At 43.8% G+C, this 22,962-nt stretch carries 22 protein-coding genes; 16 read left to right on the top strand and 6 right to left on the bottom strand.

From position 1 onward, the window contains the following. Positions 1-311 precede the first annotated feature (311 nt). On the bottom strand, positions 312-629 hold the full coding sequence (locus tag FTV12_RS02190) for an NGG1p interacting factor NIF3 (protein WP_180033459.1): 318 nt from the start codon (positions 627-629) through the stop codon (positions 312-314). A 17-nt stretch (positions 630-646) separates the two neighbouring features. Next, positions 647-1,528: a LysR family transcriptional regulator gene (locus tag FTV12_RS02185; protein ID WP_159124023.1), complete on the bottom strand. Its 882-nt coding sequence runs from the start codon at positions 1,526-1,528 to the stop codon at positions 647-649. 167 nt (positions 1,529-1,695) lie between these two features. Between FTV12_RS02185 and FTV12_RS16485 the strand changes: the two genes are divergently transcribed. Next, positions 1,696-1,839, top strand: coding sequence for a hypothetical protein (locus FTV12_RS16485; RefSeq protein ID WP_257220870.1), 144 nt, complete (start codon positions 1,696-1,698; stop codon positions 1,837-1,839). Positions 1,840-2,007: 168 nt separating this feature from the next. Here the strand turns inward: FTV12_RS16485 and FTV12_RS16480 are convergent, their stop codons facing one another. The 3 genes from FTV12_RS16480 to FTV12_RS02170 form a co-directional block, all read right to left on the bottom strand. Next, positions 2,008-2,133, bottom strand: a complete 126-nt coding sequence (locus FTV12_RS16480) for a KGW motif small protein (protein ID WP_257220869.1) — start codon at positions 2,131-2,133, stop codon at positions 2,008-2,010. Positions 2,134-2,447: 314 nt separating this feature from the next. Further along, positions 2,448-6,281: a phosphoribosylformylglycinamidine synthase gene (gene purL / locus FTV12_RS02175; RefSeq protein WP_180033458.1), complete on the bottom strand. Its 3,834-nt coding sequence runs from the start codon at positions 6,279-6,281 to the stop codon at positions 2,448-2,450. Between the two features lie 550 nt (positions 6,282-6,831). After that, entirely contained in the window at positions 6,832-8,475 is a 1,644-nt protein-coding gene (locus tag FTV12_RS02170) for an arylsulfatase (protein WP_180033457.1), read from the bottom strand. A gap of 193 nt (positions 8,476-8,668) precedes the next feature. Here FTV12_RS02170 and FTV12_RS02165 point away from each other — a divergent pair, with 193 nt between their 5' ends. The 10 genes from FTV12_RS02165 (at position 8,669) to pal (ending at position 19,208) form a co-directional block, all read left to right on the top strand. Further along, a complete protein-coding gene (locus FTV12_RS02165; RefSeq protein ID WP_180033456.1) occupies positions 8,669-10,009 on the top strand; it encodes a deoxyguanosinetriphosphate triphosphohydrolase in 1,341 nt (446 codons plus the stop codon). Between the two features lie 120 nt (positions 10,010-10,129). Next, a complete protein-coding gene (gene ruvA / locus FTV12_RS02160; RefSeq protein WP_159124027.1) occupies positions 10,130-10,732 on the top strand; it encodes a Holliday junction branch migration protein RuvA in 603 nt (200 codons plus the stop codon). A 235-nt stretch (positions 10,733-10,967) separates the two neighbouring features. Beyond that, on the top strand, positions 10,968-11,969 hold the full coding sequence (gene ruvB / locus FTV12_RS02155) for a Holliday junction branch migration DNA helicase RuvB (RefSeq protein ID WP_180033455.1): 1,002 nt from the start codon (positions 10,968-10,970) through the stop codon (positions 11,967-11,969). A 525-nt stretch (positions 11,970-12,494) separates the two neighbouring features. Next, on the top strand, positions 12,495-13,844 hold the full coding sequence (locus FTV12_RS02150; protein WP_373687218.1) for an amidohydrolase: 1,350 nt from the start codon (positions 12,495-12,497) through the stop codon (positions 13,842-13,844). A 260-nt stretch (positions 13,845-14,104) separates the two neighbouring features. After that, complete coding sequence (ybgC, locus tag FTV12_RS02145; RefSeq protein ID WP_034170923.1) at positions 14,105-14,512, top strand: tol-pal system-associated acyl-CoA thioesterase; 408 nt, start codon at positions 14,105-14,107, stop codon at positions 14,510-14,512. Positions 14,513-14,539: 27 nt separating this feature from the next. After that, positions 14,540-15,238: a protein TolQ gene (gene tolQ, locus FTV12_RS02140; protein WP_180033454.1), complete on the top strand. Its 699-nt coding sequence runs from the start codon at positions 14,540-14,542 to the stop codon at positions 15,236-15,238. After that, on the top strand, positions 15,238-15,687 hold the full coding sequence (gene tolR / locus FTV12_RS02135) for a protein TolR (RefSeq protein ID WP_159124030.1): 450 nt from the start codon (positions 15,238-15,240) through the stop codon (positions 15,685-15,687). The genes tolQ and tolR overlap by 1 nt, the downstream gene beginning before the upstream one ends. 3 nt (positions 15,688-15,690) lie before the next feature. Beyond that, complete coding sequence (gene tolA / locus FTV12_RS02130; RefSeq protein ID WP_180033453.1) at positions 15,691-17,094, top strand: cell envelope integrity protein TolA; 1,404 nt, start codon at positions 15,691-15,693, stop codon at positions 17,092-17,094. 202 nt (positions 17,095-17,296) lie between these two features. Continuing rightward, complete coding sequence (gene tolB / locus FTV12_RS02125; RefSeq protein WP_180033461.1) at positions 17,297-18,580, top strand: Tol-Pal system beta propeller repeat protein TolB; 1,284 nt, start codon at positions 17,297-17,299, stop codon at positions 18,578-18,580. A 55-nt stretch (positions 18,581-18,635) separates the two neighbouring features. Beyond that, positions 18,636-19,208, top strand: coding sequence for a peptidoglycan-associated lipoprotein Pal (gene pal, locus FTV12_RS02120; RefSeq protein ID WP_004784608.1), 573 nt, complete (start codon positions 18,636-18,638; stop codon positions 19,206-19,208). 90 nt (positions 19,209-19,298) lie between these two features. Here the strand turns inward: pal and FTV12_RS02115 are convergent, their stop codons facing one another. Beyond that, positions 19,299-19,484, bottom strand: a complete 186-nt coding sequence (locus FTV12_RS02115) for an NF038105 family protein (RefSeq protein WP_004784609.1) — start codon at positions 19,482-19,484, stop codon at positions 19,299-19,301. A gap of 183 nt (positions 19,485-19,667) precedes the next feature. On the opposite strand from FTV12_RS02115, the gene FTV12_RS02110 reads away from it, so the two are divergent. The 5 genes from FTV12_RS02110 to FTV12_RS02090 all read left to right on the top strand — a co-directional run bounded on the left by FTV12_RS02110 (position 19,668) and on the right by FTV12_RS02090 (position 22,961). Further along, entirely contained in the window at positions 19,668-20,642 is a 975-nt protein-coding gene (locus FTV12_RS02110) for a class 1 fructose-bisphosphatase (protein WP_159124035.1), read from the top strand. Between the two features lie 49 nt (positions 20,643-20,691). Next, positions 20,692-21,468 (top strand): RNA methyltransferase, encoded by a 777-nt coding sequence (locus FTV12_RS02105; RefSeq protein ID WP_180033452.1) that lies wholly within the window; start codon positions 20,692-20,694, stop codon positions 21,466-21,468. A 167-nt stretch (positions 21,469-21,635) separates the two neighbouring features. Continuing rightward, a complete protein-coding gene (locus tag FTV12_RS02100; RefSeq protein ID WP_159124054.1) occupies positions 21,636-22,250 on the top strand; it encodes an RNA polymerase sigma factor in 615 nt (204 codons plus the stop codon). Further along, positions 22,247-22,564 (top strand): hypothetical protein, encoded by a 318-nt coding sequence (locus FTV12_RS02095; RefSeq protein ID WP_004784617.1) that lies wholly within the window; start codon positions 22,247-22,249, stop codon positions 22,562-22,564. Before FTV12_RS02100 ends, FTV12_RS02095 begins: the two co-directional genes overlap by 4 nt. Further along, positions 22,554-22,961, top strand: a complete 408-nt coding sequence (locus FTV12_RS02090) for a DUF3106 domain-containing protein (protein ID WP_159124038.1) — start codon at positions 22,554-22,556, stop codon at positions 22,959-22,961. The genes FTV12_RS02095 and FTV12_RS02090 overlap by 11 nt, the downstream gene beginning before the upstream one ends. Position 22,962 lies beyond the last annotated feature (1 nt).

Raw genomic sequence — 22,962 nt, 5'->3', positions numbered from 1 at the left:
ACTTTCAACTTTTGCCAGTGTTGATCTGTCAGCATGGTACGAGGCATAGCGAATAGTAAAATTGGGTTTGGCGATTTGATTTTACTACTTCGCTATTTTTTTAAGCTAAAAGTGTCAACACACCCTAAACATCGGGACTAGAGTTTTAAGTTTTGTGTGGTAACTCAACTGATGGCTCTAGTCCTCTTATTTTTCAAGTCAATTTTTTTATCCGCGATTCGGGTTATAATAATAAAAGCAGATTGGGTGTTTTTAATATATAGACGGCACATCAACACTAATGCACCGTCGGTTTATATCACTTCTAAAATTTAAACTTTTATATCTAAAAGCTGGATAAATTCAAATGCCGGTTCTTCATAAGGATGACTGTCTTTTAGAGCCTTAGCCACTTCAATAGCCTTTTCATCAGGTACAAGAATTTCGACCCGCCATTCTTCCACATTTTCCAGCTGGCCGATTTCCCCAATATGAGGATCTGCACCGCGCTGTGGCTTAAATTGTCCAGTTCCCAGTACTTGCCAGGCACAGTCGGTATATTCACCAATCCCACCTGCACCTGCTGCAAAGATGGCCTTCTTGGTTTCCTCCAGGTTTTCATCTGGTACGTAATAAATCAGTTTAAGCATATATCCCTACAAGTTTTTCAAGCATTTACCGTATTGTTAAGGGCTTCGGTAATAATATTCAATGCTGGATTTTGAGAGTTCTTGTTAAATGTTGCATATAGTTCTACCTGGGGTAAAGGTCGATCTGTCTGAATCACTTTCACTTCATCATTCAGGAAACGCAATAAATAATCGGGAGCAAAACTGAAACCCATCCCCATATTGATCAGGTTAATATGCTGTAGCACATTGGTCGCCCACAGCACCTGATCGTGCTTTAGCTGATCAAAGGACATCAAAGCATTCAGTCTTTCGTAAAATACAGGTGATGCATTCTGATCACACATAATAATCGTATGATTTTTCAGTTCCTGTAATTTCAGTATTCGATCGGTTGGGTGCAAATGCTTGGCTGCAACCAAGTGAATTTGCTCCGTCAATAAATGAATATTGTCAAAATCTGGATGATCCATCTGAAAACGGGTAATACTTAGATCTAGTTCAGCATTTTTTAGACGTTGAAGCTGTTCCAGACAGAACAGGCTATGCAGATGAATTTTCAGATCTGGCATGGTCTTTTTCAACTTGGCCAAAATATGTGGCATGACTTTTAGTTCGGCAACATTCAGAAAACCAATATGAATCTGGTTATTTTTCTGCTGGGCCACCTGTCGTGCTGACGCAACGGCCAATTTGGCATTTTCTAGAGCTTTTTCTGCATAGATTAAAAAGGCCTTACCTTCATCGGTTAACTGTATTTTTCGTGAAGAACGCTCAAACAGGTTAACGCCAACTTCCTGCTCCAGATCTTTAATCTGCTGGCTTAAAGAAGGTTGAGCCGTAAACAGCTTTTCAGCAGCCCTAGTGAAACTCTGCTCCTGCGCCACGGTAATAAAATAGCGTAAATGTCGAAGTTCCATAGATTGCTCACTTCAAAAAACAGGTGCTTATCATACGATTTAGGCCAACATATTGAAAATACTAATAGATCAATAGCTTATACGAAAACTCATATAATTACCTTCTATGCATGACCAGACTTTGCATCTCATACATTTATTCCTGTTTCAGGTATACACATGGTGTCTTGCATGACACAGTATTCGACACTGAATCGGGTGAAGGCTGGAGTCAGGCAGCTGAATCACTGAACTTGCCATATTTGGATGTGATTCGGATTGTTTCTCATTATGTGTATGGCACTTGGGATGGCAAGCCTGAAATTCATTAATCTATGCAATTCTGGTTAGGCCGGTTGGTTATATCGCTTGGTGTTATCAGCACAGTATTAATAATGCTTTTGATTATGTGAATACGCTGAAGGTAACGTTAAAGCAGATTCAGCTCACTGTTTAGCGATAAAAAAACCACCTCTCGGTGGCTTTTTTAAATCTGTTGATCAAGAACTCTGTAGCAAATAACTGCCTACCAAGAACAGTACCTGTAGGCCAACAACAAAACCAAATAACCACCAACCTTTCTGACGTAATTCTGTTCTATCCATTATTCTGAGCGTCTTAGCCATGTCACCACCTCATTCTTGAGTGTTGATACTGAACTGATCTATACCATCTTTCCTTTAAAGTGCATAAATATTGTGCATTATTTACACAATATCACTTCTATGCAGATATAAAAGCAAAATCTAAACCAGTTCAGCGGGAGAAAATTAAATAAATGTTTCAAACTGCTTAAAAAGCAAAAAGCCACCCACTGGTGGCAATTGATGAAGCTAGTCTAAACAAAAGTAAACGATTTTTCTAGTTTTACTAATTTCCCATAAGTTCAAATTATAAAAAAGGGCCGCTGCTGCGACCCTTTTTTTGAAGCTAAATCAGATTAACCAATAAATTTGCGAGCATTACGGAACATGCGTAACCATGCACCGTCCTGATCCCAGTCTTCTGGTTTCCAAGAGTGCTGGATCGCACGGAAGTTACGCTCAGGGTGTGGCATCAAGATAGTCGCACGACCATCTTTCGAAGTTACACCAGAAATCCCTTCAGGCGAACCATTCGGGTTCAATGGATATTTCTCAGTCGCATTACCTTGGCTATCCACATAACGCATAATCACCTGATTATTGGCATTCAATGCAGCAATGTTTTCAGCCGATGCTACTACGCGACCTTCACCATGTGCCACAGCGATTGGAAGAATTGAACCTTCCATGCCTTCTAATAATACAGAGTGAGATTTCTCTACACGAACATTGACGCTACGTGCTTCAAATGCTTCTGATTTGTTACGATGGAAACGAGGCCAAGCATCTGCACCTGGAATCAGTGGAGCCAATTGTGACAGCATCTGACAGCCGTTACAGATCCCTAAAGAGAAGGTTTCCTGACGGTTAAAGAATTTCTCAAACTGGTCACGAAGCTGCTGATTGAACAATACTGATTTCGCCCAACCACCGCCTGCGCCCAATACGTCACCGTAAGAGAAGCCGCCACAAGTGACAAGACCTTCGAAGTCATCCAGGCTGATACGACCAGCAAGCAAGTCACTCATGTGTACGTCAACTGTATTGAAGCCGACCTTATCAAATGCTGCTGCCATTTCCACATGACCATTTACACCCTGCTCACGCAGAATCGCCATATTTGGACGACGTGAGTTAATGTACGGCGCTTCGATTTGTTCGTTCAGATCAAATGTCGGTTGAGCAATCAAACCTTTGTGTGCTTTGTCTGTTACTAATGCAAATTCTTGATTTGCAGTTTCTACGTTGTCACGCAGACGCTGGATTTGATGAGAAACTTCAGTCCAAGCCACTTGCAGGTCGGCACGTTCAAGTACCAGACCATTTACAGATAACTGATCAGAGTTATTCACTGTACCTACTACAGAGATCGCATCTTTCAGAGTAGAAGTCGCGATTTCTGCTTGTAATGCTTCCCAATCTGCTTTCGCTATTTGCAGAACTGCACCGATTTCTTCAGCGAACAATGCTTCAACTGATTGGTCTTCTAGCGCTACGCCTAGACGTGCAGCAAACATCATTTCCGCAACAGTTGCCAGTAAACCACCATCACCGATGTCATGGTAAGCCTTGATCAGACCACGGTTGTTCCAGTCTTGAACCAGTGCGAAGAATGCTTTGAAGTCATCAAAGCTGTCGACATCAGGAGTCACTGAACCAATTGCTTTGTATACCTGAGCCAAGATCGAACCGCCTAAACGGAACTGACCTTTAGATAGATCAATACGAACCAGTACAGATTCAATATTTTTCAGCTCAGGGGTTAATGTCTTACGAACATCAGTTACAGGTGCAAATGCAGTGATCACGCCTGACATTGGAGAAGTAACAGATTTGTCTTCGCCTTCGTCATTCCAGGTGGTACGCATTGACAATGAGTCTTTACCGACTGGAATTGCGATGCCCAGTGCAGGGCACATTTCCATACCAATGGCTTTTACACCTTCGAACAATGCTTGGTCTTCGCCCGGTTGACCTGCAGCAGCCATCCAGTTTGCAGACAGTTTGATGTCGCTGATTTGATCAATCTTCGCAGACATAATATTTGAGATCGATTCAGCAACTGATAAACGTGCAGAAGCCGCTGGGTTTAACAATGCCACTGGTGGACGTTCACCCATTGCCATTGCTTCACCTGTGTAACCGACAAGGCTGGTTGTTGTTACTGCAGCATCAGCCACAGGAACCTGCCATGGACCAACCATCTGGTCACGTGCCACCATACCGGTAATCGAGCGGTCACCAATAGTGATCAGGAATGATTTAGAAGCGACTGTTGGGTTCTTGATCACGCGATAAATCGCATCTTTCAGATCAGTCACTTTAGAGGCATCAAAGTCATCGCCTTTACGTGCAGTAGTTTCATATGAACGGCTCATACGTGGTGTTCCGCCAAGCATCACTTGCATTGGCATATCCACTGGCTTGTTGCCGAACAATGGATCTTCAACGGTTAAATGACGCGCTTCATTTGCTTCACCCAATACCGCAAATGGACAACGTTCACGCGCACAGATCGATTCGAATAAAGGTAGAGATTCTGGACGGATCGCCAGTACATAACGCTCTTGCGCTTCGTTTGACCAGATTTCCATTGGCGACATGCCTGGCTCAAGCGATGGGATCTTACGAAGATCAAGCACCGCACCAAGCTCATGGTCATTTACCAGCTCGGGCATCGCATTCGAGATACCGCCCGCACCGACGTCATGTACAGAAACGATTGGGTTTTCATCTTCCATACGCCAGCAAGTATCAATCACTTCCTGACAACGGCGTTCCATTTCTGGGTTTTCACGTTGTACAGAAGCGAAGTCTAAGCTCTCACCCATGGTACCGCTGTCTACAGATGATGCAGCACCACCGCCAAGGCCGATCAGCATTGCTGGACCGCCAAGCACGATCAGTAGATCGCCTGGTTGAATCGCATCTTTTTCAACGTGGTCCGGACGGATGTTACCGTAACCACCCGCGATCATGATTGGCTTATGGAAGCCTTTCACTTCGCCATTGACGTTTTGTTCGAAGGTACGGAAATAACCCGTCAGCGCTGGACGACCAAATTCGTTGTTAAACGCTGCGCCGCCTAATGGACCTTCAATCATGATTTGAAGTGGAGATGCCATACGTGAAGGTTTGCCATAGTTTTCTTCCCAAGGCTGTTCGAAGCCAGGAATATTCAGGTTAGATACGGTGAAACCCGTTAAACCAGCTTTCGGTTTACCACCACGACCAGTCGCGCCTTCGTCACGAATCTCACCGCCTGAACCTGTCGCAGCACCGGCAAATGGTGCAATCGCTGTTGGGTGGTTGTGAGTTTCCACTTTCATCAAGATGTGAGCGGCCTGGCTTTTGTATTTATAAACGTGTTGACCGTTATCTTCTTGAGTTGGGTAAAAGCGTTGTGTGTCAAAACCAACAATCACCGATGCGTTGTCTTTATAAGCCGACAATACGTCTGTTGGTGATTCTTTATAGGTATTTTTGATCATCTGGAACAATGACAATGGTTGAACTTCACCATCAATCGTCCATTCAGAACCGAAGATTTTATGACGGCAGTGCTCTGAGTTAGCCTGCGCAAACATCATCAGTTCAATGTCGTTCGGGTTACGACCCAGTTTAGTAAATGCCTCTGTCAGGTAATCAATTTCCTGTTCAGACAGCGCAAACCCGAACTCATTATTGGCTTTAACCAGTGCTTCTTTACCTTGACCCAGAATATCAATCGAGTTCAAAGGTTTCGGAGCAGTTTCAGTAAATAATACTGCAGCATCTTCAATCGCATTGAAAACGCTTTCAGTCATGCGGTCATGCAAGATTTGTAATGCTTCTTTAGAAAGCTCTTTTTCACCCTTCAAAGTAAACAAAACACCGCGTTCTAAACGATGAACCGGTGTATTACAGTTGGCAAAAATATCAGTTGCCTTTGATGACCACGGTGAAATCGTGCCGACACGCGGTGTCACCAGAATCTGGATTTCATCACTTGCAGCCTGGTGCAGTTCAAATGATTGACCATCGTTGAGAAGCTGTAAAGCGGATTGCTGTTGTTGCTCGTTGAGCGCTTGGTCAAAAAGATAAACAAATTGACTTTCTAGTGATTGAACAGAACTAATTGACGATAAACGTGTGAGTAGTTGAGCTTTCTTAAAAGAAGAATGTGCAGGTGCACCGGCAACGATAAACATGCTGATTTTGGCTCCACGGGATGATCGAGCGACCATGCCACAATGTGACTTGAGAGAGCGCATATTCTACTGTGAAATATATAAATCGGCTAGAGAGGAAATGAGAAAACTCAAGCGAAAAGCTATAGCATTTTATAAATAATGCTTTTATTTTCAGATAAAAAAATTGAATGTAGTCGCACAGCTTAACACAATTTGTTAAAGAAAAATTAAAACTAGTCAAGAATAATTCAACTTAAAAATTTTGTATTATTTTTCAACACTATTGATCATATCAAGTGGTTTAAAATTTAATCTCAATTTTTAATAAAAATGAGCCAAGAATTGACTTCTTTATTATTTCTTGATCAAAAATAGGTAGCTGCGCTGCTTTTTGCCATCTGTCTGAATGATGATCAACTATATTAAATATTCAGTCCACAGACTAAGATTTTCTTTCTATCAAAATTATTGTTCTATAAAAAACAGGCCGTTTGACCTGTTTTTTATTTCAGCTCATTCTTGTAAGCATCTGCTCAGTTATGAAATTCGATAATTCATCAGAAATAGCTTAGGCAGTTTTATTTAATAAAATTCCCCCGCCTTCAATTTCTACCACACCATTTTCTCGTACATAAACTTTCCAGTCGGCCAGCAGCTCCTGTAATTTTTCTGGATAACGCTCTGCTAGATCTTCAGTTTCACCCACATCTTCTGCCAGGTTATAAAGTTGCCATCTGTTTGGGCCATTCGGTGCAGGAATAAACAAGGCTTTCCAATCCCCTTTACGCAAAGCTTTTTGTCCGAACAGCTCCCAACCCGTGATATGGTCTTCAGCATGAATATAGGCCTGCTGTTGCTGCAAATACGGCAGAATGCTTTTACCACGTAGAGGCACCAGTTCCCGGCCTTTATACTGCTGTCCCGGATGCTGGATATTCAATGTTTCCAGTAAAGTAGGCAGTAGATCCATCACCGTTAAAAACTCATGACTGATGCCATTTTGGCGTGCGAAGCCCTGATGCTTGATGAATGCCGGTGTACGAATTCCACCTTCACTGGTATGTGCTTTATATAAACGAGATGGCGCTGTGGCCGCCTGTGCCCAATGCTCACCGTACCAGACATAAGAATTACCTTTACCAATATTGTCCAGACGATTGTCATAATATTTGGCAATTACGGTCTCAATATCAGGACCAAAGACTGGTAATGCTTCCAGCTGCGCGCCTTCTGCCCCATTATCCGAAAGAAAAATAATAATGGTATTGTCGTATTGATCAGTCTGTTTCAGGTATTCAATCACACGACCAATATTCTGATCCATGCGATCAACCATTGCTGCGTAGACTTCCATGGTACGCGCCGAGAACTGCTTTTCATCTTCCGTCAAACTGTCCCAGAATTTAGTTTTTGCCAATACTGGATGAATCGTAGCATCTTCGCCTACTAAACCAAGCTCTTTGATTTTGGCTAAACGCTTCTGACGTAATACTTCAGGACCTTCATCATATACACCTTTGTATTTGGCAATATCTTCCGGATGGGCTTGTAAAGGCCAGTGTGGTGCTGAAAATGGCAAATAGGCAAAGAATGGGCGTTCTGCACGACTCTCATCATCTTGCAGATAATCTAGCAAGCGATCTGTGAAATAGTCCGAACTATAGAAGTCTTCCGGCAATGCAGTAATGTATTCATCATTTTCTGCATAGAGCCCACGAGTTACTTTCAACAGGTCCGGAATTTCTTCTTCTGGAATATCGGGTTCAAACGCATAGTGATTGGCTGCACCCGGGAGCAAGGTAAATGACTTTTCAAAACCACGGCGTGCCGGAAAACGGTCTGGAGTTAAGCCCAGATGCCATTTTCCAGACATGATGGTGTAATAGCCTGCATCATGTAACAGTTCCGGTAGAGCCGCAACCTGATCATTTAAATACCCCTCATAACCCGGTTGGCCTTTCTGTTCAGGTCGTATAGCTTCGGCCATGGAACCCAATCCTGCCAGATGATGATCTGTACCGGAAAGCAGCATGGAACGGGTGGGTGAACAGGTCGAAGCGGTATGGAAATTAGTTAAACGTAATCCTTCCAGGGCAATCGCATCTAAATGTGGTGTTTGGATCTCTCCGCCAAATGCACCCAGATCAGAAAAGCCCAGATCATCAGCGACGATGAGTAAAATATTAGGTGGTGTAGCGTGTGCTGTCGTCATATTTGGTCTGCAAATTGATTTTATTATGGTCATAATTTGCCTGAAATTGCTGGCTCAGCCCTGTCACCAAATTGACAATCTTTCGCTGTATTTCAGCTAAGCTAATTCAAAATGACATTTCATGTCGCACTGCCCTAGTGCTTTACGCTCTTTTTTGGCATGATGCAGAAAGTAGAGAACTGAATAATGATAAATGACTCAAATGCGTTGGTTGGAACTGCTTTCGACAGTTCGGATTGGTAGTAAAAAGCAGAGTACAGAACTGGCCCGTAGCCCGTTCCACAAAGATTATGACCGTATTATTTTTTCCCAGAGCTTCCGGCAGCTCAACCGTAAAACCCAGGTGCATCCTTTAACCCAGCACGATGGTATTCATACGCGCCTGACGCATTCACTGGAAGTCTCCTGTATTGGCCGCTCGCTAGGGATGTTGGCCGCAGAGAAAATTAAAGACCAGCTTCCACCCTGGGTGTCTCCAGCGGATGTGGGCGCCATCATTCAAGCCGCTTGTCTGGCCCATGATATTGGCAACCCGCCTTTTGGCCATGCCGGTGAATATGCGATCCGCGAATGGTTTGATGATGTATCACATACTGACTTCTTAAAAGATTTAAGTCCTGAACAGGAAGCAGATGTACGTCAGTTTGAAGGCAATGCCCAAGGCCTGCGGCTTCTAACCAAGATTGACTATCATCCAAATGATGGTGGCATGCGCCTGACCTATGCCACTTTAGGTGCTTATTTAAAATATCCGTGGTTGTCAAAAACCATGGCATCTCAAGTGAATTTGCCTGCCAGTAGCCGTGCCAAATTTGGCTGCTATCAGGCAGAAAAAGAGATTTTAAAGCAAATCGCGGAAGAGCTTGGACTGATCCAGCTCGGCGAGTATCGATATTGTCGTCACCCACTGACCTATCTACTCGAAGCAGCCGATGATATCTGCTATGCCCTGATTGACCTAGAAGATGGCATTAGCTTGAACATGCTCAGCTATGCTGAAGTGGAACCGGTATTTTTAAATCTGCTCGGAGATTATGGCACGCCTTCTGAAATCGGCATGCCTGACACGACCTGGCAACAGAAAATTGCTGCACTGCGTGGCCGTGTGATGAAACGTCTGGTGAATGAAGTGACGACTGCTTTTGCACGCCATCATGACCAGATTCTGTCTGGCCAGTTACAAGGCACCTTACTACAGTATTGTTCCTCAGATATTGAAAGTGGTATTAATCGTGCCAAAGAACTGGCACGTGACAAGATATTTGAACATCCGCAGAAAGCAGGCCTAGAGATCATCGCCCATCAAAGTCTGCAAAATATTTTGGATGCCTTTATTCCACTGACCACACCGCATAAAAACCTAAGCTTTAAGGAACAGCGGTTAATGTCGATTCTGCAACGTTCAGGAGCGAATTTTAAAGACAGCCATTATGACAATATCATGCAGGTGCTGGATATTATATCGAAATTCTCGGATCATCAGGCTTATAACCTGTCACAGGAATTGCAGGGTAATAAAGCCGGATTGTTATAAAACATCTTGCTGGATTAGATGCTTATTGCAGCAAAATCACCTGTTTTGCAGAAGGAGATTTTGCCTTTCCTGAAAATGCTGACTACTATGCTGCAAAACTGAATTGAGTAATGATAAAAGATGATTGGATGTCTGATTGGTGAAGTGCTGGCGCTGGAAGCACCGACTGTATTATTAAATGTGAATGGTGTGGGTTATGAAATTGATACACCACTCACCACTTTTTGCCAGTTGCAAAAAGGCCAGAAAATTACCCTATGGACACATCTGGCTGTACGTGAAGATGCACAATTACTGTATGGTTTTTTAAATGCTCAGGAAAAAACCATTTTCCGCACTTTATTAAAAGTGAACGGCGTTGGCCCGAAAATGGCACTTGGTATTCTTTCAACTTTAAGTGTGGAGATGCTGATCCATACTGTTGAAAATGAAGATATAAATACCTTGGTTAAAGTCCCAGGTGTCGGCAAGAAAACGGCTGAACGTTTGATGATTGAACTGCGCGACCGCTTTAAAGCCATGTCTGCGGGCACTGCTCCAAGCAATTCGACAGCTCCACAAATTCAGTTTATGGGCAATTCAGCCGTGGCTGAAGCGGAAGCTGCATTACAGTCCTTAGGTTACAAACCGGCTGAGGCACAAAAACTGGTGAATGCAGCCAAAGGTGAATTTACCGAAGCCAGCGACATCATCCGTGCTGCATTAAAGTCGATGAATAAATAAGCAATTTACCTATGAGCAAATTTTCAATCCAAAATTTACTTGAGCTTTGGCGACATGGATGTCGCCGGGTGAGTTGAGGTACAGGAAGTACCTTCAACTCAACAAAAGATTTTTGTTACTTTTGATCTTTCAAAAGTAAGACAACGCCTACACAATGGCAGCTAAACACAAATCATTATTTGAGGCTGTTTCCACAGCATCAAACAGCTTCGATAAAGAGATTAAGTTAATAAATATGCAAGACCGTCTCATCAGTGGTTCTGAAAAACCCGAAGATCATTTTGATCGTGCCATCCGCCCAACTTCCCTCGATGACTATATCGGTCAGCCCGTGGTGCGTGAGCAAATGGAAATCTTTATTGGCGCTGCTCGTGGCCGTGCTGAAGCTCTCGATCATACTTTGATCTTTGGACCTCCAGGGCTGGGTAAAACGACGTTAGCGAATATTATTGCCCGTGAAATGGGTGGTAACCTGAAATCGACTTCTGGCCCAGTACTAGAACGTGCGGGTGATCTGGCAGCAATGCTAACCAACCTCGAAGAAGGCGATGTCCTGTTTATTGATGAGATTCACCGCCTGTCACCCGTGATTGAAGAAATCCTTTATCCAGCCATGGAAGACTACCAGCTGGATATCATGATTGGTGAAGGCCCTGCTGCCCGTTCGATTAAATTGGACTTACCTCCATTTACATTGGTCGCTGCCACGACACGTGCTGGTCTACTTACTTCTCCACTACGCGACCGTTTCGGGATTGTGCAGCGTCTGGAATTCTATTCGGTTGATGATCTGACCCATATCGTGAAACGTTCTGCGAGTCTAATGGATGTGCCAATGACCGAAGATGGCGCAAAAGAAATTGCACGTCGTTCACGTGGTACACCGCGTATTGCCAATCGTTTATTACGTCGTGTACGTGACTATGCTCAAGTCAAAGGCACAGGTGAAGTCACTCAGGAAATGGCTCAACGTGCATTAGATATGTTGAACGTGGATAAAGATGGCTTGGATACTCTCGACCGTCGTTACCTGTCGATGTTGCTAGAACGCTTTGATGGTGGCCCGGCGGGTGTAGAAGCTTTGGCAGCAGCAATGGCAGAAGATTCAGGTACGCTGGAAGATGTGATTGAGCCTTATCTGATTCAGCAAGGTTATGTGATGCGTACTGCGCGCGGTCGTATTGCGACCAATATGGCTTATTTACAGTTTGGCATAACGCCGCCTGAGCCGAAGTAAGGGTTAAAATTCTTTTGGCTTAGCCATTTTTTATCATAAAGAAAAAGAGCTAATTGACTACTGCAATCAATTAGCTCCAAAAGCACAAACTCGAATCTTTATTATTAAGTAGTTTATTTAGCTATTATAGTTATTGCTCTTTAAGCAAATACTTAGGCTATTTCTTTTAAATTTTATCAATAATAATTATGAAATAATCAAAGCAACTTTAATGCCAAAATAGTATTTAACTTAGAGAAATAGTTGAAACTTAGATAATGAAAGATTTTTAAATCAGATACAAATTCCTTTTAATAATTCCCTATTAGTTTGAATTTTTTAAATAAAATAGACCGTTAAATTTTTATAATTACATAATTTTACAATATCTACCTCTGTAAAATTCCCTTTATCAGCAAGTACTAAAAATGAATATACCGAAAAGGTATGAAATCCATATTCAGAGGGTTTTGGTCAAATGTAGTGCATTATGTAATGCTCAGGCATCTCTTTAACTCTATTCAGATTTTTAAGGTTCTCCCTGATATGAACATGCATAAGACGCTTTCGTTTTGTCTCCCTCTTTTATTTTGCAGTCAACTGGCTTTAGCAGATTGGGTAGATGATTCTGTTAAAGCAGCCGAAGCGCATACCATCAAACTACGCCAGCATATTCACCAATATCCTGAACTGGGCAATATGGAATTCAAAACCTCGGAATTAGTACAAAAAGAATTAAAGTCCTATGGTATTGAAGTACGTAAAGGCTATGCCAAAACAGGTGTGATCGGCGTTCTAAAAGGTTCAAAACCTGGCCCCGTCATGGCATTACGTGCAGATATGGATGCCTTGCCGATTCAGGAAACGGCAGCTGTACCTTTTGCCAGCAAGCAGAAAGGTATTTATCAAGGCAAGGAAACTTATGTGATGCATGCCTGCGGTCATGATGCGCATACTGCAATGCTATTAGGTGCAGCCAAAGTGCTCGCTACCAATAAAGATAAGATTGCCGGAACCGTAGTTTTTGTATTCCAGCCAGCAGAAGAAGGCGGTGCAGATATTGATAACTTTAGTCAAGGTGATCAGATCGGCTCACGTAAAATGCTGGCTGATGGCGCACTCAAGAATCCTCAGCCTGAAGTGATTTTTGGAATGCATGTGATGGCGGGTATGCCAAGCGGCAATATTTTCTATAAAGATGGTGCAATTCTCAATAGCGCGGATCATTTACGTATACAGGTAGATGGCCATCAGGTACATGGTTCAATGCCTTGGGCAGGTCGCGATCCAATTTATGCTTCTGCACAGATGATTAATAATTTACAAAGTCTGGTAAGCCGTAAAGCTGATTTAACCAAAGGCATGGGCGTGGTCAGTATTGGAAGTATTCAGGGTGGTACCACAGGAAATGTGATTCCTAATCAGGTGAATATGGTCGGTACGATTCGTTCTAACAGTGAAGATGTCCGTCAAGGCATTTTAAAAGACTTGCCGGAAATGCTGGAACACAATGCCGCAGCCAATGATGTCAAAGTCAAAGTAGAAATTGCACCCTATGCACCTGTTACCACCAATGACAAAACCTTGACCGAATTGATGCGTCCGACTCTGGCTAAGGTGAATGGTGAAAATAAAATGCATCTGCTTGATAACAATGCTAGTGCCAGTGAAGACTTTGCTTATTATGGCAAGCTGATGCCATCATTGTTTGTCTTCGTCGGTGCAACGCCAGCCGATCAGGACCCAGCCAAAGCAGCACCGAACCATAACCCGAATTTTATAGTCGATGATGCGACTTTAAAAACCGGCGTAGAAAGTCATGTCCGTTTTATACTGGATTATCCGAAAGTAGCCAATCAGGTACAAATGAGCTGGAAGCAAAATAACAAAAGCTGATTCTTAGTTCCTCCAGCATGAGTGACTGGTCTCATTCATGCTTTTACTTCGCCGTATTAATAAGCAATTGGTCGTTCCGTACTGGCTTAGCCCCTACTCCATCCAGATTTGACATCTTGTGCCATTGGTCTCAAAGCTCACAGTGCTAAACTTTGACGCGCTAAATTGCTTGACTTTTGGAATGAATAAGGCAAATTCTAAGCCTGCTCCAGCCTCCAAAAACAAGCAATAATTTCGTAAAATCTGCATGGAACAAAACTATGGCGAATCACTTTGAATTCAATATCCGCGTCTATATTGAAGATACTGATGCGGGTGGCATTGTCTACCACGCTAACCATATTCGCTATATGGAACGTACCCGTACTGAATGGTTACGTGCTTCCGGAGTGAGTCACTACTGGCATCAATCCGACTATAACTTTGTTGTGCACAAAATTAACGTCAAATATATGCGCCCAATCCTCATGGATGACCTGATTACCGTGACTGCACGTGTCATTTCATGTAAAGCTTCATCATTTGTATTGCAACAAAATATTTATCGTGGTGAAATCATGCTTGCATCTGGTGAGGTCGAGTTGGCATGTATTAGTGCAGACATGAAACCACGTCGTCTTCCTGATGAAATCCGCGAACTGATTCATAAAGAATTGGAACAAGACTAAAAAAATTATTTGGCACACGTAACAGCTATGGCAACTCAGTTAGAATCATCTCTTCAAGTCTCAGATCTTATTTTACAAGCAAGCCCTGTCGTACAACTGGTGATGCTTTCTCTCCTGTTAGCCTCGTTGTACAGCTGGTACCTGATTGCTAAGTTAACCATGAGCTATAAAAAGGCTCAGGCTGACGACGATCATTTCCAGAAAATTTTCTGGTCAGGTGCCGAACTCAAGACGCTTTATAACAATGCCCAGCTCAATTCCAAACGTACTGGTCTGGAAGATATCTTCTATCAGGGTCTGGGCGAGTTCCTTAAACTTAAAAAACGCCATGCTCCAACTGCCCAGTCAATTGAAGGAACCGAACGTATTCTGCGTGTAGGTTTAAGTCGTGATCAGGGGCATCTTGAACAAGGCTTGGGCGCACTGGCCAGTATTGGTTCAGTTGCTCCTTATGTCGGTCTGTTTGGTACCGTCTGGGGCATCATGAATGCCTTTATTGGTCTGGCAGATGTCGATCAGGTTACTTTGGCCACTGTCGCACCTGGTATTGCAGAGGCCCTGATTGCAACGGCGATTGGTTTATTTGCTGCAATTCCTGCGGTTTTAGCCTTTAACCATTTCACATCTAAAGGTGAAGCACTGTACTCTGACCGTGCCCTGTTCGCTGAAGAAATGGTGGCTCTGCTGCAACGTCAATCTGTGGGCGCTACGCAGGACAATGACTAATGGCCATTCAACGTTCAGGACGCTTCGAGCGTATTAAAAAACCACTGAAAAGTGACATGAATGTAGTGCCTTACATCGATGTAATGCTGGTACTTCTGGTCATTTTCATGGTGACTGCCCCCATGATTACCAGTGGCATCAAGGTCGATTTGCCGCAGGCCAATGGCTTGCCAATCGAATCCAAAGATGCGCCTACGATCGTTACTTTAAAAGAAGATGGTACTTATTTTCTGGAATATAAAAATCAGACCACAGGTCCTGTCACCCTAGAGGCTTTGACGCAGACTTTGATAGAAGCGCAAAGCACTGCGGAAAGTGAAAACAAGGTCCTCAATGTCGTGATCAATGGTCATACCACCCGCCCTTATGGCGATGTGATGGCCTTGATGTCAAGCCTGCAGGATGCCGGTTTGTCCCAAGTGGGTTTACTGACCAAGCCATTAGAATAAAATATGAAAAATTATCAGAAACCACCGTTTCAAAAGAAAGCAATTGCAATTGGGTTTACGCTAGGAATCCATGCAGTTGCTTTGGTGGGCCTGCTTTTTCTGGGCATGAGTAAGCCACCTGAACCGCCAAAACAGATTAAAACGGTCTTAATTAAACCTGAAGACCTCAAGCCGGTGACTCGTGAAGAAACTGAGTTTGAAGAAACTGCACATGAAAATATTACAGAAGAAATTACCCAAACTGCTGAACCGAGTGTAGAGCCTGCACCTGTAGTGCCAACGGCAGCTGCACCGACACCTCCGGCACCGCAGCCTGCACCAGCACCCCCACAGATCGATATTCAAAAAGCTCAGCAAGAAGCCAAAGCGGCAGAGCTTGCTCAAGCCAAAGCCGCTCAGCAAGCAGCCGAAGCAGCAAAACGTGCTGAAGCCGCCGAACAGGCAAAACAGGCTGCTGCCAAAGCCAAAGCAGAGGCTGCACAAAAATCTAAAGCCGAAGCTGAAGCAGCGCGTAAGGCTGAAGTAGAAGCACAGCGTAAAGCCGATGCTGCGCAAAAAGCCAAACTTGAAGCGCAGAAAAAGGCTGATTTAGCCGCCAAGCAAAAAGCAGAGGCTCAAGCCAAGGCAAAAGCGGATGCTGCGGCAAAAGCCAAGGCAGATGCCGAAGCTAAACGTAAAGCCGATGCGGCTGCAAAAGCCAAAGCAGAGGCGGATGCTAAACATAAAGCTGACGCTGCGGCAAAAGCCAAAGCAGAGGCTGAAGCTAAACGTAAAGCTGATGCCGCTGCGAAGGCTAAAGCGGAAGCAGATGCCAAGCACAAAGCTGACGCTGCGGCGAAAGCTAAAGCAGAGGCCGAAGCTAAACGTAAAGCTGATGCCGCTGCGAAGGCCAAAGCTGATGCCGCTGCGAAGGCCAAAGCGGATGCTGATGCCAAGCATAAAGCTGATGCCGCTGCAAAAGCTAAAGCTGATGCCGCTGCAAAAGCTAAAGCAGAGGCGGATGCTAAACATAAAGCTGAGGCTGCGGCAAAGGCTAAAGCAGATGCAGATGCGAAAGCCAAAGCAGAAGCTGATGCCAAAGCCTCTGCAGCCAAACAGGCTGCTGAAGAAGCTGCACAGAAAAAAGCGGAATCTAAGCGAATTGCCTCTACTGCAAAACGTGATTTCGAAAATAAAATCAGACGTGCATGGGATACCCCAGTGGGCTCCTCAGGCCAGAAAGCGACTGCTCGGGTAACTCTGAGCGATAGTGGTTCTGTGGTTTCTGTGGTGGTGAGTGCCAGTGATCCAGATATGAAAGCCAGTGTAGAAGCGGCAGTACGTGCTGCTGCACCTTACCCAATGCCTTCAGATCCGGATGCACGTCGTGAAGCACGAAGTTTTACTTCAACCTTTACAGCTCATTAATGAGAAACAGCCATAATAAAGAAAAAGTGTTATGGCTGTTTTTTTGAGTTAAACTTCAATTGAAACAGATTAAATAATAATCACTCTCCATAGTGATATAACAGTTTGATGATAAATTCGTGGTCTATTTCGCATAAATCCATGCGATGATGTAGCCCAATCACTTATAAATAACTCCGTTGATTTGAGTAAATAACGAATGATGGAAAAGACACGCAAACACCTACTCTGCCTTGCAATCATGACCACTTTGGGTGCGATCACTGCGACCCAGTCTCAGGCTCAACTGCATCTGGAAATTACCAAAGCTCCTGAAGCTGCTCCTAAAATTGCCATTGTGCCTTTTAGCCAGGATCAGAGTATCTATCCGGTGGTGGAAAATGACCTGAATCGTTCTGGAAAATTTGCCAGTGCCTCGAAGAATTTACCTGCTACAGCACAACTAAATTCGCCAAATGCTGAAGCATGGGCAGCTGCAGGCGTACCCTATGTGGTGACCGGTTCATCCAAGACCAATCCGGATGGGTCTTATAGCATTCAGTATCAATTGTATGATGTCGAAAAACGTCAATACTTATTGAATGAGTTGCTGACTGTTCCTGCATCACGTACCCGTCAGGCAGCCCATATGATCAGTGATGCCATCTATCAGGCATTAACCGGTATTCCAGGAGATTTCACCGGCCGTATTGCTTATGTGTTACGTAACCCGGCAACGCCTGATCAGCGTTATACCTTACAGATTGCCGATACGGATGGTGAACAGCCAAAGACCATTTTGACTTCACGTGATCCAATCCTGTCACCTGCCTGGACACCGGATGCGAAAAAAATTGCATATGTATCTTTTGAAACCAAACGTCCGGCCATTTATGTACAGGATCTGGCGACTGGTCAACGTGAAAAGCTGGCCAGCTTCCGTGGATTAAACGGTGCACCAAGCTTCTCTCCAGATGGCAAGAGCATGCTGTTCACTGCGTCTATGCATGGCAACCCGGAAATCTATCAGATGAATCTGGAAACACGCCAGTTAAAACGCATGACCAACGATAGCGCAATTGATACAGAAGCACGTTATGCGCCGGATGGAAAATCATTTATCTTTACTTCAGATCGTGGCGGCTCTCCGCAGATTTACCGCTATGATTTCAATAATGAAAGTACTAAACGTCTGACTTTCCGCGGCGCATTTAATGCTCGTGCGACCTTAAGTGCAGATGGTAAGAAACTTGCATTGGTTCATCGTCCAAGTGGCAGTAACTATAAAGTGGCTGTACAGGATATTAGCTCAGGTGTGACCAATATCCTGACGCCAACCAGCCTGGATGAATCACCTAGCTTCTCGCCAAATGGTCAGATGGTGGTTTATGCCACTCGCGAAGGTAATCGTGGATTGTTATCCATCATGTCTCTTGATGGCCGGTTCCGCATGAATCTGCCAAGTGAAACAGGTGAAGTTCGCGAACCTGCCTGGGCACCAAAATAATAGTTCAATATTTATAAATGCTTTACCCCATAATCAACCTTCATGGAGATGAAGAATGAACAAAGTAAAATTATTTGCACTTCCTTTACTTGCAGCCGCAGTCGTAATGACTGGTTGTGCCAGCCGTAAACCAGCAGCTGAAGTCCAAACTGGCAACCTGGACACTAGTGGCACCACTACTGTAAGCACTGAAGGTCTAAGTGAAGATGCAGCTCTAAGCGCCCAAAATATGGCGGGTGCATCTGCTAAAGGTGTAACTGCGGAAAATAAGGCTTATTTAGCTAAACGTGTGGTTCACTTTGACTATGACAGTAGCGAACTGAGCAATGACGATATTCGTACTCTGCAAGCACATGCCCAGTTCCTGATGGCAAATGCCAATTCTCGTGTAGCTTTAACCGGTCATACAGATGAACGCGGTACACGTGAATACAACATGGCGCTTGGTGAGCGTCGTGCCAAAGCAGTAGAAAGCTTCCTGATCACTTCTGGTGTAAATGCGGGCCAACTTGAAGCAGTGAGCTATGGTAAAGAAATGCCAGTTAATCCTGGCCATGATGAAAGTGCGTGGAAAGAAAACCGCCGTGTAGAAATCAACTACGAAGCTGTTCCACCACTACTAAAATAAGTGATCATTTAAATAATGCATCATTAATAAAAAAGCACTCAATTGAGTGCTTTTTTATTAGGAAGATATTTGAAAGATCAAAGAATAAAATTACTCTTTGCCTTCAACTTCTTCAGCAGTTTGCATGGATTCAATCATGTCATGTTTATTGAATTTTTTATATTCAGGTTTTGCTTCGTAATCCTTCCACGCTTCTTTCATCTTGTCTTCAGAAATTTCATCGAGATTAATCGCTTCGCTCGGCGTTGGAGTCGCATCAAACTTTAATGTTGTCATCTCTGTGCTCCTATGATCATTTTTTCCTTTGATTCAACATAGCACTTTCCACAGGAGTTGCAAGGGCAAAATCACAACAAATAATTCAGTTTAATTGTCCTTTTCGGACGTTCTCCTCTAAAATATAGCCGTATATCGTTTTGATCTTTTCCCCCCGATTATAAGTCTTGGAGTTTTTCCCTTATGTCATACCGCACCTTATCCCAATTCCTACAACAACAAAGCGGGAACCTCACACCTGAACTTGCACAAGTAATTGAAACAATTGGAAATACCTGCAAGCGTATTGACCAACTCCTGCAAAAAGGTGCTCTAGCGGGTGTATTAGGTAGTGCTCAGCATGAAAATGTTCAAGGCGAAGAGCAAAAGAAACTGGACGTGATTTCTAATGATTATCTGATTGATGCATTAAAAGTACATCCACATGTAGGCGGTTTAGCGTCTGAAGAACTGGATGAATTCACTTCAGCTCAGGAAAATGGTCAATATCTAGTATTGTTTGATCCACTTGATGGCTCAAGCAATATTGATATCAACATGTGTGTGGGTACCATCTTTTCGATTCTTCCTGCAAAAAATAGTGTAACGCAGGCAGAAGACTTCATGCAGGCTGGTGTCAATCAGGTTGCTGCTGGCTATGTGCTGTATGGCCCATCAACCATGATGGCACTTACTGTGGGTGCCGGTGTGGTATTCTTCACTTTCGATCCTGAAACTCAAGAGTTCCTGTTGACTTCTGAAGCGATTCAGGTGGCTGCTGATACTAAAGAATACGCGATCAATGCATCGAACCAGCGTCACTGGGAAGCGCCTGTACAGCGTTATATCGATGAATTGCTGGCAGGTAAAACAGGTCCTCGCGCCAAAGATTTCAATATGCGCTGGGTCGCTTGTATGGTCGGCGATATTCACCGTATTCTGTGCCGTAGCGGGATCTTCATGTACCCATACGACTTAAAAGACCCAACTAAAGCAGGTCGTTTACGTTTAATGTATGAAGCCAACCCAATGAGTATGCTGATGGAACAGGCTGGCGGTGCATCAACGACTGGTCGTGTCCGCATTCTTGAAATCGAACCTACAAATCTGCATCAACGTGTTCCTGTCATCATTGGCTCAAAAAATGAAGTTGAGCTTGTGACCAGCTACCACCACTAATTTTTAAACGGCAGTTGATCTCTGATTGACTGCCGTGGACTTTCTTCTTATGCCAACCATCTTCCTTGAATCCAAAGACAATCCTAAAATTAAACACTTACGCGGTTTAATTGAACAGAATTCTTATCGAAAAAAACAAGGACAAACTGTGCTTGAAGGCACGCACCTGTGTCTTGCATGGTTACATGAAAACAAGAAAATCAATTCAATCTTCACGACTGAACATGCTTTAGCGCATCCTGATTTCGACATTATTTTAAACAAATATACCGGTATGGTTTTTGTCATTGGTGAATCGCTTTATAAGGACCTGAGTACCTTAGGCACTTCGATTGCCTGTATGGCGATTGTCGATATTCCAAGCTCAAGCCAGGCACTTGATTTTACGGCTGACACCCTGATCCTTGAAAATGTGCAGGATCCCGGCAATGTTGGCACCCTGCTACGTTCAGCAGCAGCTGCCGGTATTGATCAGGTCATTTGTACCAAGGGTTCAGCATCTCTCTGGTCACCACGGGTATTACGTGCGGGTATGGGTGCACATTTTTCTTTGCACACTTTTGAGAATATCGCACTGGAAGACCTTTTACCGCAATTCAAGATTCCGGTATATGTCACCAGCTCACATCGTTCTAGCAGCCTGTATAGCAAGGACTTGCGTAAAGCCTGCGTCTGGATTCTGGGCAATGAAGGTCAAGGCGTATCTGACTATGCCTTGCAACATGCCGAAGCGGTGACTATTCCCCAACCAGGTGGGCAGGAATCCCTGAACGTTGCGATTGCAGGCTCTATCTGTTTCTTTGAGATGGTGCGTCAACGTATCTAATACGGTATTTAAGTTACATTGTTTTAATTACAGTCAGTGTATTTATAAAATAGATTACACTACAAAAATAATAAGTTTTATTGTCAACCAAATCGTTATTCCCAACGTTATATGCACATGAACTTGGGAATAATGGTGGGTATCCAATGACAGGATTTTCCATCTCTATGGATTTAGCACCGAAACCGTTGCAGTCACAAGATGCGAGTATTCTAAAGAGTACGGCTGAGTCTCGCCTAAAAAATTTCATGCAGGATGTGACTGGGCGTGCTTTGGTGATGATGGAAAGTGCGACTCAAGGACAACATGGGATCGCAATGGATCTGGTTCAGGAAGCTTTTATTGCTTTGCATAAATCTTATGCAGAGAAAAGCACTGAAGAGTGGTATCCCCTGTTCTATACGATTCTGAATAACAAATTACAGGATTGGCGTCGTAAAGAAGCACGTCGCAACCAGCCCTTTTCCTTTTTCAAAAAAGTCAGCCTTGATGACGACGAAGTCGAATTTGACAATCTGGTAGATGAATCTACGCCCTCACCTTTAGAATTTCTGGATCAGGCAGTAACTGCTGAAGAAATTCAGGAGGCGATTGCCAAATTACCTGTGCGTCAGCAGCAAGCATTTATGCTCAGAGCTTGGGAAGGCTTTGATACTCAAACTACAGCGCAAATTATGAACTGTACAGAAGGCAGTGTGAAAACCCATTATCACCGTGCTATTCAAGGTCTACGTGCCTCTCTAGCACACTTAAATCCATATCTGGGAGGATCATCCGAATGAAGCAAGATGATTTCTTAAAGCAAGTAACTTCCAAACTTGATGGACTGGCACAGCACCACAAAGATAAACCGGTGGTGATGAATCATGTGCTGGAGCATATTCAGGACGCACAACATTCACGCTTTGCATTTCTAAAAATGTCTGGCTTTGCTTTGGCTGCTGCGATTGCTGGCGTGGTAGTGCTACCGAATATTGTCAGCCATAACGAACCTCAGACTCAAGCGGTATCTACACCCAAACTCTCTCCACAGATGCTTGAAGATCTGGAAATGTTAATGGTTTTAGGTGAGGACAAAGTTCCACATGGCAGCTAAAAGATTAGCAATTGCATTTTGTGCATTCAGCTTCCTGCAAACCAGCTTTGCGGGATTTGAACGTTTTTGGATTTTTTCCAAAGATGCCAATACGCAGGTCAACGAAACCTGGGATACACTTTCTGATTCCGAGCAACTGGCATTAATTAAACGTTATCAGTCCTTAAAAGAAATGCCTGAACAGCAACGTATTAATTTACAGCAACGCATGGACTGGTTCACCCAGCTTCCTGAAGCTGAAAAGCAGCGTATGCGTGAAACCTGGCAAATGATGAGCAGTCAGGAACGTAAGGAGTTAGGTGCACGAATGCAAAAAGCAACGCCAGAAGAACGACTGGCGATCCGTGAAGAATATATCCAGAAATACCAGCAACTCACTCAACCTAAAACTCATTAAT

This window comes from Acinetobacter sp. YH12233, from assembly GCF_013417725.1.
Classification (GTDB): domain Bacteria; phylum Pseudomonadota; class Gammaproteobacteria; order Pseudomonadales; family Moraxellaceae; genus Acinetobacter.
Note: the sequence above shows the minus strand (reverse complement) of the source record. Positions and strands in the feature narration are given on the sequence as shown.

What these genes read in the sequence shown, in the direction of transcription:
- FTV12_RS02190 (WP_180033459.1), bottom strand. Translation starts at nt 629, where the DNA reads ATGCTTAAACTGATTTATTACGTACCAGATGAAAACCTGGAGGAAACC.
- FTV12_RS02185 (WP_159124023.1), bottom strand. Translation starts at nt 1,528, where the DNA reads ATGGAACTTCGACATTTACGCTATTTTATTACCGTGGCGCAGGAGCAG.
- FTV12_RS16480 (WP_257220869.1), bottom strand. Translation starts at nt 2,133, where the DNA reads ATGGCTAAGACGCTCAGAATAATGGATAGAACAGAATTACGTCAGAAA.
- purL (WP_180033458.1), bottom strand. Translation starts at nt 6,281, where the DNA reads ATGTTTATCGTTGCCGGTGCACCTGCACATTCTTCTTTTAAGAAAGCT.
- FTV12_RS02170 (WP_180033457.1), bottom strand. Translation starts at nt 8,475, where the DNA reads ATGACGACAGCACACGCTACACCACCTAATATTTTACTCATCGTCGCT.
- FTV12_RS02165 (WP_180033456.1), top strand. Translation starts at nt 8,669, where the DNA reads ATGACTCAAATGCGTTGGTTGGAACTGCTTTCGACAGTTCGGATTGGT.
- ruvA (WP_159124027.1), top strand. Translation starts at nt 10,130, where the DNA reads ATGATTGGATGTCTGATTGGTGAAGTGCTGGCGCTGGAAGCACCGACT.
- ruvB (WP_180033455.1), top strand. Translation starts at nt 10,968, where the DNA reads ATGCAAGACCGTCTCATCAGTGGTTCTGAAAAACCCGAAGATCATTTT.
- FTV12_RS02150 (WP_373687218.1), top strand. Translation starts at nt 12,495, where the DNA reads ATGAACATGCATAAGACGCTTTCGTTTTGTCTCCCTCTTTTATTTTGC.
- ybgC (WP_034170923.1), top strand. Translation starts at nt 14,105, where the DNA reads ATGGCGAATCACTTTGAATTCAATATCCGCGTCTATATTGAAGATACT.
- tolQ (WP_180033454.1), top strand. Translation starts at nt 14,540, where the DNA reads ATGGCAACTCAGTTAGAATCATCTCTTCAAGTCTCAGATCTTATTTTA.
- tolR (WP_159124030.1), top strand. Translation starts at nt 15,238, where the DNA reads ATGGCCATTCAACGTTCAGGACGCTTCGAGCGTATTAAAAAACCACTG.
- tolA (WP_180033453.1), top strand. Translation starts at nt 15,691, where the DNA reads ATGAAAAATTATCAGAAACCACCGTTTCAAAAGAAAGCAATTGCAATT.
- tolB (WP_180033461.1), top strand. Translation starts at nt 17,297, where the DNA reads ATGGAAAAGACACGCAAACACCTACTCTGCCTTGCAATCATGACCACT.
- pal (WP_004784608.1), top strand. Translation starts at nt 18,636, where the DNA reads ATGAACAAAGTAAAATTATTTGCACTTCCTTTACTTGCAGCCGCAGTC.
- FTV12_RS02115 (WP_004784609.1), bottom strand. Translation starts at nt 19,484, where the DNA reads ATGACAACATTAAAGTTTGATGCGACTCCAACGCCGAGCGAAGCGATT.
- FTV12_RS02110 (WP_159124035.1), top strand. Translation starts at nt 19,668, where the DNA reads ATGTCATACCGCACCTTATCCCAATTCCTACAACAACAAAGCGGGAAC.
- FTV12_RS02105 (WP_180033452.1), top strand. Translation starts at nt 20,692, where the DNA reads ATGCCAACCATCTTCCTTGAATCCAAAGACAATCCTAAAATTAAACAC.
- FTV12_RS02100 (WP_159124054.1), top strand. Translation starts at nt 21,636, where the DNA reads ATGGATTTAGCACCGAAACCGTTGCAGTCACAAGATGCGAGTATTCTA.
- FTV12_RS02095 (WP_004784617.1), top strand. Translation starts at nt 22,247, where the DNA reads ATGAAGCAAGATGATTTCTTAAAGCAAGTAACTTCCAAACTTGATGGA.
- FTV12_RS02090 (WP_159124038.1), top strand. Translation starts at nt 22,554, where the DNA reads ATGGCAGCTAAAAGATTAGCAATTGCATTTTGTGCATTCAGCTTCCTG.